Source organism: Acetobacter syzygii, from assembly GCF_000964225.1.
GTDB lineage: Bacteria > Pseudomonadota > Alphaproteobacteria > Acetobacterales > Acetobacteraceae > Acetobacter > Acetobacter syzygii.
On sequence record NZ_BAMZ01000009.1, the window covers coordinates 197,464 to 206,122 of the forward strand.

At 53.9% G+C, this 8,659-nt stretch carries 10 protein-coding genes; 3 read left to right on the forward strand and 7 right to left on the reverse strand.

Annotated elements, in window-relative coordinates:
* The first annotated feature begins 34 nt into the window (after nucleotides 1-34).
* Together Absy_RS04735 and Absy_RS04740 are read left to right on the forward strand one after the other, a co-directional pair.
* Nucleotides 35-859: a ferritin-like domain-containing protein gene (locus tag Absy_RS04735; RefSeq protein ID WP_048853567.1), complete on the forward strand. Its 825-nt coding sequence runs from the start codon at nucleotides 35-37 to the stop codon at nucleotides 857-859.
* 70 nt (nucleotides 860-929) lie between these two features.
* Nucleotides 930-1,313, forward strand: a complete 384-nt coding sequence (locus Absy_RS04740) for a VOC family protein (RefSeq protein ID WP_048853568.1) — start codon at nucleotides 930-932, stop codon at nucleotides 1,311-1,313.
* 104 nt (nucleotides 1,314-1,417) lie between these two features.
* On the opposite strand, the gene Absy_RS04745 is transcribed toward Absy_RS04740, so the two are convergent.
* Nucleotides 1,418-1,876: an RrF2 family transcriptional regulator gene (locus Absy_RS04745; protein ID WP_048853607.1), complete on the reverse strand. Its 459-nt coding sequence runs from the start codon at nucleotides 1,874-1,876 to the stop codon at nucleotides 1,418-1,420.
* Between the two features lie 517 nt (nucleotides 1,877-2,393).
* Here Absy_RS04745 and purU point away from each other — a divergent pair.
* Nucleotides 2,394-3,239 carry a formyltetrahydrofolate deformylase gene (gene purU, locus Absy_RS04750; protein WP_048853570.1) on the forward strand — a complete coding sequence of 282 codons (846 nt, stop codon included), beginning with the start codon at nucleotides 2,394-2,396 and terminating at the stop codon, nucleotides 3,237-3,239.
* A gap of 55 nt (nucleotides 3,240-3,294) precedes the next feature.
* Here purU and pnuC read toward each other — a convergent pair whose 3' ends face one another.
* The 6 genes from pnuC to Absy_RS04775 all read right to left on the reverse strand — a co-directional run.
* Nucleotides 3,295-3,849 (reverse strand): nicotinamide riboside transporter PnuC, encoded by a 555-nt coding sequence (gene pnuC / locus Absy_RS04755; protein WP_048853571.1) that lies wholly within the window; start codon nucleotides 3,847-3,849, stop codon nucleotides 3,295-3,297.
* The gene (locus tag Absy_RS04760) at nucleotides 3,846-5,009 is read right to left on the reverse strand and encodes a phosphotransferase enzyme family protein (RefSeq protein ID WP_048853572.1); all 1,164 of its coding nucleotides are present in this window, start codon (nucleotides 5,007-5,009) and stop codon (nucleotides 3,846-3,848) included. The genes pnuC and Absy_RS04760 overlap by 4 nt, the downstream gene beginning before the upstream one ends.
* Before the next feature lie 3 nt (nucleotides 5,010-5,012).
* Nucleotides 5,013-7,337, reverse strand: a complete 2,325-nt coding sequence (locus tag Absy_RS04765; protein ID WP_245614726.1) for a TonB-dependent receptor — start codon at nucleotides 7,335-7,337, stop codon at nucleotides 5,013-5,015.
* 90 nt (nucleotides 7,338-7,427) lie between these two features.
* The gene (locus Absy_RS04770; protein WP_048853573.1) at nucleotides 7,428-7,865 is read right to left on the reverse strand and encodes a hypothetical protein; all 438 of its coding nucleotides are present in this window, start codon (nucleotides 7,863-7,865) and stop codon (nucleotides 7,428-7,430) included.
* Complete coding sequence (locus Absy_RS12855) at nucleotides 7,862-7,996, reverse strand: hypothetical protein (RefSeq protein WP_257006307.1); 135 nt, start codon at nucleotides 7,994-7,996, stop codon at nucleotides 7,862-7,864. Before Absy_RS12855 ends, Absy_RS04770 begins: the two co-directional genes overlap by 4 nt.
* A 52-nt stretch (nucleotides 7,997-8,048) precedes the next feature.
* Nucleotides 8,049-8,659: hypothetical protein (locus tag Absy_RS04775; protein WP_219810130.1), on the reverse strand; the 611-nt coding region annotated here is incomplete at its 5' end.

An 8,659-nucleotide genomic window follows, 5' to 3' on the forward strand; every position in this document is an offset into this window, starting at 1 on the left:
ACGGTGGATTTGGTGCAAACAGGAGGTCGGGCATATGAAGCACTGGCAGATTGATCAACTGCCATGGGACAGGTTTGATCCCTCCAAGGTTGACCCCGAACTGATCCCCGCCATTAAGGCTGCTGCGGTGGTAGAGCGCAACAGTGTGGATTACGCGCTGTACCTCAACAACGTATTCCGCAATGACCCGGATTTTTGCACCGCTGCCAACCACTGGGCAGAAGAGGAAATCCAGCATGGCGATGCACTGGGCCGCTGGGCCATGCTGGCCGACCCCACGTGGGACTACAAAGCGGCATTCCTGCGCTACCGCGAGTTTTATAAAATTCCGCTGGATGTTGAGCAGTCTGTCCGTGGTTCCCTGACGGGCGAGCTGATCGCACGCTGTATGGTGGAAACAGGAACATCCTCCTTTTATTCCGCTCTGGCCGATGCCACGGACGAACCCGTGCTTAAAGCCCTGTGCAAACAGATTGCCGCAGATGAGTTCCGGCACTTCAAGCTGTTCTACGACCATATGCACCGCTACCTGCACCGCGAGAACATTGGTCTGGTCCAACGTATGCGCATTGCGCTGGGCCGCGTAACAGAAACAGAAGATGACGAACTGGCATCCGCCTACTACACAACCAACGAACCTGCGGACAAACCCTACGACCACACCCAGTGCATTGCCGCCTATATGGCACGGGCCATGCGGAACTACCGCTCCCAGCATCTGCGCCGGGTAACAACCATGGTGTTCAAGATCATTGGCCTGCCAACCCATAGCTGGTTGCAGAATGTTGCGTTCCGCATTTCGGAAAAACTGTTCCTGCGCCGCCAGCAACGGTTTGCACGCATTGCGGGCATAAGCTGAACGGGGCTTGTAGCAAATGATCTGCCGGGTCATGCTCTGCGCGTTCCAACCGCTGGAGAACACATAGACCATGTTCACGCACATCATGGTGGGTAGTAACGATATTGCCCGCTCTAAAAAATTCTACGATGCAATTTTTGCTGCCATGAACATCCCTCCGGCAGAAATTAATGCCAAGGGTCGCATTACCTACGCCAAACATGGCGTGCGCTATATTGTTACCCCTCCGCTGGATGGCAAAGCAGCCACCCATGCCAACGGTGGCACCATTGGTTTTGCCGCCGAAACCCCAGCCATGGCAGATGCATGGCACAAGGCTGGTGTAGAAAATGGCGGTCAGGCCATTGAAAACCCTCCCGGCGTCCGCCAGAGCCCCGTTGGCCCGCTTTACCTTGCTTACCTGCGTGACCCGGACGGCAACAAGCTGTGTATTGCCTGCCAGGTACCCGAATAATCTGCCTGATGTAATTTGAACACTGACCCGGAAAGCACATACGTGTTTTCCGGGTTAATTCTTAACAACTGAACCCAATAAACCTGTTCCCATCAAACCAAGAATCAGGGTTCTGGCACCGGGTTTTTACCCTCCAGCAATGTGCGCCGCTCATAGGGTTGTAACAGATCTGCCAGAGTAGCTTTGTCCAGCACGCTCATAAATGCCTCCAGCGCATTGCCCAGCACACCACGCAAGTGGCAGCCACCAGAGAGCAGGCAGGCTACGCCATCCCCTCCATTGCGGGCCATGCAGCTAACCAGCGCCATATCCTCTTCCGTGTGCCGCACCACGTCACCTACACAGATTTCCTCCGGGGGGCGACCAAGTGTTAGTCCACCACCGCGCCCTCTTTGCGTATGCACAAACCCACCACGCCCTAGATGGTGGATGATCTTGACCAGATGGTTTTCAGAAATACCGTAAGTCTGCGCGACTTCACGTATGGAAACACGCCGGTCCGTATGCACGGCCAGATAAAGCAGGGTACGGAGTGCATAATCGGTGTACAAAGTCAGACGCATAACAAAAAAATCTGTTCCAGCAAGCTTATGGGACGTGGGGACGGACAACCCCAGAGATAAACAAATTCCGCCTAAAAAGCAGCTTAACTTGCATGGTTTTTATAAAATGCGAACCCATGCCTCATGTTTAAAAGGCTGTATGGACCAAAATAAGGAACAAATGCAGAAAGACGATGAAACCCATGCCCCTGCCTGCCCTCCACAAAACTATCCACAGGGTTTTCCCGCAATCCGTCCCCTTCCTTTGTGGATAAGCTTCGTAGCATTGGCTGCAAAATAGTACAAAAAATGTCTGTTTCCTGCGGCTTGTAGCTTTTTTAAGCTTTTATGACACCAAAACCCCTTGACCTCTTACAGCAACAACGAGTCGGGGTATTGCAATTCATCCACAGCCTGCTCCGCCCGTACCAACCCAACCTGCGCGCTGCTCATACCCATGCACACGATTGCACAGATGCGGGTACGGCTGGCACACTAGGCTGCAAACACTTCAGGCCCGAGGAGCAAACAGAGCCTCATGCAGTTCATCCTTACTTTTTCCTGCCCGGATACGGCTGGCATTGTTGCTGGCGTTACAACAGTTCTTGCCCGGCAGGGAGCTGACATTACCGAGACCCACCAGTTCAGCGACCGCAACACCGGGCAGTTGTTCATGCGGCTGGCATTTTCCACTCCGGCTCCCCATAATATGGCCGATATAAAAACCTGCCTTGCCCCTGTGGCAGAACAGTTTGGCATGAACATGCGCCTGCACGATGCCGCCGTGCTACCACGTATGATTATTATGGTCTCCCGCTTTGACCATGCTCTGCTTAACCTGCTGTATCAGGTCCGTGTTGGCTGGCTACGGGCCAAGATTGTAGCCATTGTATCCAACCACCCAGACAGTGAGGCTACAGCCCAACAGGCGGGGGTGCCCTACTATTACTGGCCGGTTAACCCACAGAACAAAACCGAGCAGGAAGACAAACTCCGGGCTCTGGTCCAAAGCACACAGGCAGACCTGATTGTTCTGGCCCGTTACATGCAGGTGCTCTCCGATAGCCTGAGTGCGCAGTTTAGCGGGCGGATTATCAACATCCACCACTCCTTCCTACCGTCCTTCAAAGGGGCACGGCCTTACCATCAGGCTTATGCCCGTGGCGTTAAACTGATCGGAGCAACGGCACATTATGTAACGGCTGATCTGGATGAAGGCCCGATTATTGAGCAGGAAACAGCCCGCGTCAGCCACAACCTCTCGCCCGATGATTATATTGCTACGGGACGCGGCGTGGAATCGCAGGTTCTGGCCCGGGCTGTCAAACTCCATACCGAACACCGGGTCATGCTGAATGGACACCGCACCATTATTTTTTCCTGACCTGTAGCCGCCTGCCCTTTTTGCTTCCCCCTGATCGCAGGCAAAAAGGGCGGGGTTAGCCGCCTTGTCTCCATTGGTGCCAGCCCCGGGCTGCCAGCCCTACAAAAGCTGCGTACAGCGCCGCTGTTACCCACAAGCCGCGTTCCACAAACAGCAGGGTGTAACAGCCATCCACCGCCATCCATAATAACCAGCTCTGCCGGTAGCGGCGTGCTCCCCAGAACTGGGCAAGAATACTATAAGCACTCAACAAGGCATCTGCGGCAGGCATGGGGTCATCCGTCCATGCCCGCAGGATGAATGCAAGCCCCACTCCGGCTAATGCCGTAAGCCCCATATGTTGCCATAACCGGATTGCTACAGGACGAACAACGGCTGGAACGCCGTCCGATGTTTGCGTGCCCGTCAACCACTGCCACCATCCATAGGCGGACAAGACCACAAACACAGCCTGCAAGGCTGCATCCGCATACAACGCCGCCTGTATGAACACCACACCATACAGAATGGATGCAACGACCAGAACAGGCCAGCACAATACCCTCCGCCGCCCGGTCAACCAGACACCCAGAGCACTGGCCAATGCGGCCACCCATTCCAGTACTGTCATACAGCGCCTTCGCCCATGCTGGTTTGGGCCAGTATGGCAGGCAGGCGCATAAGCAGTTCCTTGCCCTCCCCTTGCGCAAACCAACGCCCATGCCCAAGCAGATACTCGGCATAGGCAACCTCGGCCGAGGTCTGATCATCTACCAGTGTGGCAAAATACCCGACTTCGGAGAGTGCGAACTCAACATGCACAAGAGGCAAAAAAGCCACAACCTGCTGTTGCTCCAGTGCGCTCAGCTTCCGCACGGACTGATACCCCGCCAGCATGGCCTCTACCTGTTGCCATGCCACGCACCCCGGTGCTGACAGGGCCAGCCAGTCCACAGTCGCACGCTCCAGTGCAACAGCCAGATCAAACGGGGCGCATGTGCGGTCCGCCATACCAAAATCCAGAACACTCCTCACATCGTCCCCGCTCCATAACAGGTTGGAACCATGCCAGTCTCCATGCCCCCATGCTGGAGTACAGTGCGGCAGAAGGGGTTTAAGTATCTGATGGAAAGGCGCCAGCACGGCCTGCACATCCTGCTCCCATGCCCGGTGCGCCAAAGTGGCCTGCAGGCTGGGCTGCCGGGATACCCACTCCCGCAAGGCTGGCACAAGATCGGGTTGTCCAATAACCCGCATACTGGAAACCAGAGGCACCACATTGCCTCCACCCCGCTCTGGCCCTGCATAATCAGCCGCCGCCAGATGCAGCCTGCCCAATGCAACACCTGCGGCAAAAGCCTGCCTGAGAGAAAAATAGGGCTGCCAGGACATAACATTCTGATAAATATCAGCGCCGTGTGCTGGCAAAAAAACCTCGTACGTCCACTCCCCCAAATTCAGGGCTGTATGTCCATCAGGCATGGCAACGGGAGGGCAGACGGGAATATTTTTACAGGCAAGATGCCTGATAAAATCATGCTCCTGCTCAAGAACTTTCACGGAACGCAACAAAATATGGTGCCGTTTAAGCAAACATGCTCCCTGCCCTTCCAGTTGAACATGCCCCACTGCGGAAAAAGGGCGCATACTATGCCATGCCACATGCTCAGGCAGTGCAAGAGTTTTAAAAAACTCCAGAACCCTACGGGTTTCTTCTAAAGTCAGGCAGGGCCAGTCACGCTTATCCTGCACACCATGCACGCCGAATTGCGCAAATTCTGCCGCACTCACCCCCTAAAATCCGGTAGATGCGGTAAACAGAGCGGCAAAACCACCCCCAATATAATAATCGGGGGACTGACCGGACACCACACCCCCATGCTGCCCCACCGTATCGTGCGCATTCAGGGTTGGGTCTGCAACACCAGACAAATAGTGCTGATTGGTAATGTTGATAAAATTCATCCTGAATTCTGGTGCATGAAGAACGGAAACATTCTTCATACGGTATCCCACAGCCAAATTACCGGTAACATGGGATGGCATTCGCTCGTCATTCATAAAAGTAGCATACTGGTGACCGGTATATTTAATGGTCATCACACCAAAAAACCGTCCATCATCGTACGTTAAGCCTGCCGCGGCCTGCAAGGTAGGGCTACGTACAGACCGTTTACCCCGTGTCGGCAGCACTTCTCCACCTGAATACAGGTCATTATCAATGGCGGAATGTAAATACTCACCGGACAGATATGGGCTGATATGGTGCCACGGTTTTAACCCCACCTCCACATCCACACCCCGTGTGGTCTGCCCCCCTGCATTAATGGTGGACTGTACCGGCGCACCATTGAGCATAACAAGGGTGGAAACCTGCCTGTTGGTAAAATTGTAGTTAAACAAAGTCACAGACCCAACAACAACATTATCCGAGTACCGGTAACCAAGTTCCTCTGCAATGGAATATTCGTTCTTCAGGTTGCTGGTGCCTTTTTGTGTAATGGCTCCACTGGTCGGGTCATATACATCATACAACGCTGTTTCCGCCGGGGTACGAAAATTGGTTGTCGCATTAAAAAACACCTGATGGTGCGGCGTAATCTGAAATCTGGCACCCAAACGGGGTAACGGCACCGCTGTATTGGTGTTCACATGGTAAACACTGCCGGGCATGGCGTTTGTGCCGGAGCGGGAAAACATAACCTCCTTAAAACCTGCACTCAACAACAGACGATCATGTAATAAAGAAAGGCGATCCCCCACAAAAAGGGCGTTGGTTTGGGCTATAGTATGGTTATCTGCCCCCCATAGCACCTGTCCATCGGCTGTACGCAGCGCACGTCCGCCCCATATGGACCCGGCATTACCGGATGCATCCAATGTGGAAAATGTCTGTTTTTCCGTATCATCTCCGTAATCGTACCAATATCCCATAATCAGGTCGTTGGGACCACGCTTCCAATCCAGTGCAGCAACAAAACCAGAACGGTAGCTCCGCTGTGTATAATCTGTTCGAACAGACAGGGCATCCCCCGCATTTGCGACCAACTCTGGCGCAAGCTGCACTGCCTCCTTACCATTGAACAACCCCGTAGTTGGTAACTGCATTCCCCCCGGTGCATTGCCGTAAGCCCCCTGTGCATAAGGTGTCAGCCGTAACGCCACCCCACGCAGCAGATCCAGGTTAAGGGGAGCCGCCATATACAATGTACGCTCCGGTTGGCGGGCCAGACGCCAGTAATCCGTGCCACCAGCATCATTCCCCGCATTATAATGTGGGGCGAGATTATTGGCTCCATGCACGCCGTCCGCTTGCCACGCATCCTTGGTTACCTGCGGATAATAACTATCTATTGCCTGATTCCACGACCCTAGCAGAGCTGCGCTGCTATTCTGCCCCCAGGTTTTAAGCAGTTTGAAGTCCACATGCTGGCGTTCATCCCGCCCCGGTCCACGCCAGTTATCCGTTGCAGCATGGGAGTAGGAAACAAAACCACGCAGACCGGTATGTCCAATCTCGCCACTTTCCACCCGCAGGAACTGACGGTTAGTATTGTATGACCCGTAAGACGTATCAAACATTCCACCCGGTTTATCCGAAGGTGTTTTAAACCGCAGCTTCATCAGCCCTCCAGCAGCGTTGAGAACCGGACTGTCCAGATCGGGTGCTCCTTGTTGCAGGCTAATGGTTTCGTAATTTTCATTATCAGCAAATTGGCTGGGGTAGCCGGTATAATAAGCAATGTCGTTCAGGGGCATTCCCTCAAGCACATAGCCTATCGCATCTCCATTCATGCCCCGTACTGTAATATTGGTCTGGGGGGAGAACCCAAAAGGGTCCGAGCCACTCACAGTCGCACCGGGGAGCTGGGCTACAAGGTCAAATGCTGTAGCAGACGGCGCTTGGTGGGCAATATAATCAGCATTAACAACACTCTGGGCCTGCGGCTCGGACAAAGAGCGGATCAACCCGCCACCAGCAGATAAATGGGCTGGATTGGCATGAACCGTAATAACCTGCGCTTTACCTGCCCGCACAGGCTCGGCTGCCCACAACGGAGTGGCCAGCACGCCGGTAAAAACAGCAGACACACCATAGCAGACCCTTACCACCCTCATGGTCTGATGCTTTTTGTAGCCCTTATCCAGCACACACCTCCGCTTTATAACCACGCTTCCCCATACGGTATGCCCGCGCATGGCGTAGAATTAGTTCGTATCCCCATCGGCTTTATCGCCCAGCACAATAGTCTGGTCAGAAATGGATACGTCCGTAACCGCCGGGCGTTGCAGCGCTTCTGTTGTATCCCGCGCAATACCGGCAGTTTTATCCTTAAGATCAGCCAGTTCTTCACGCACATCAGACAGAATCTCCAGCAATGCGGCATGATCTTCCGAGGCGCGCTTGTCTGCCCCCTGACTAAGGACGGCACTCCCCACCATAAGTGCTGGCAAAGCCACAAGCTGGATGCAGTTGCTGATATACAAAAGGGTGTTCTGCCACTGCGGCACAATCAACGGCACCAAGGAGAACACAAAAAACGCATATACGCACCAAATGCTGCCAAACAGCATGGTCATTTTTACTGCAACGGCCACATTAAACCGCGCAATAAAGGACTTAGCGATTGTCTCTGGTTTTCTCATGGTGTCTCTTCTTCTGTTACGCCGCGCAAAGCATAAGCAACCAGCATGGTTGCCTGCGCTGTAACATACTCCAAGCACCTTGTCCGCCAGTCACAACGGGCAGCACGGTTGTGCCAGCCCGAAGTGCGCATAAGCCGCTCTCCTCTTAAATGCCAGAGAGCGGCATTTCCGTTGCCCGTTCTCCTACCCTTCCGGCAGAGATTTGCGCAAAACCCGTAAATGAAAAAATGCAGCATGTCCGCGCGCGGCATCTGCCTTGCGTAAGAATACTCCAACCACGTAAACGCCATCCTGCTCTGGCCTGCCAACATAGGCCGCTGCATTATGAACCCGGCTGTTATAAACCTCAGCCCCACCGGGATCGCGGACCCAAAAACTGACCTTGGAACTTTTGGCGTTACAGCCAATCAACAAAAAATGGCCAACTCTGGCAGGCACCTTGTACTGCACGACCTCCTCGCCCTCGACCGTGCCCGCTACAGTTGCTTCTTCCCTGTTGGTCCGAAAATGAACAGTGCGCTGGTACGCAGACGCATGTTCCGTCAAACCGGCCATAACGATAATCGCTGTCAGCACGCCTCGCATCCAGCGCATTATTCCCCCCCTGCACTGCAAAAACCCGCTCTTTTCTGCCTTACGCCAGACAACACCGCAGGTTCCCTCCATGGCATCATACACCATGAAGTTTTTATTTCTGGATGTTATTTTTATGATTTTTGGGTTCAGGGCATACGCCCATACAAAGCAGCAGGGACCATTTACATGAGCAAAGCGGGCGCGCCTTGTGGCTACGC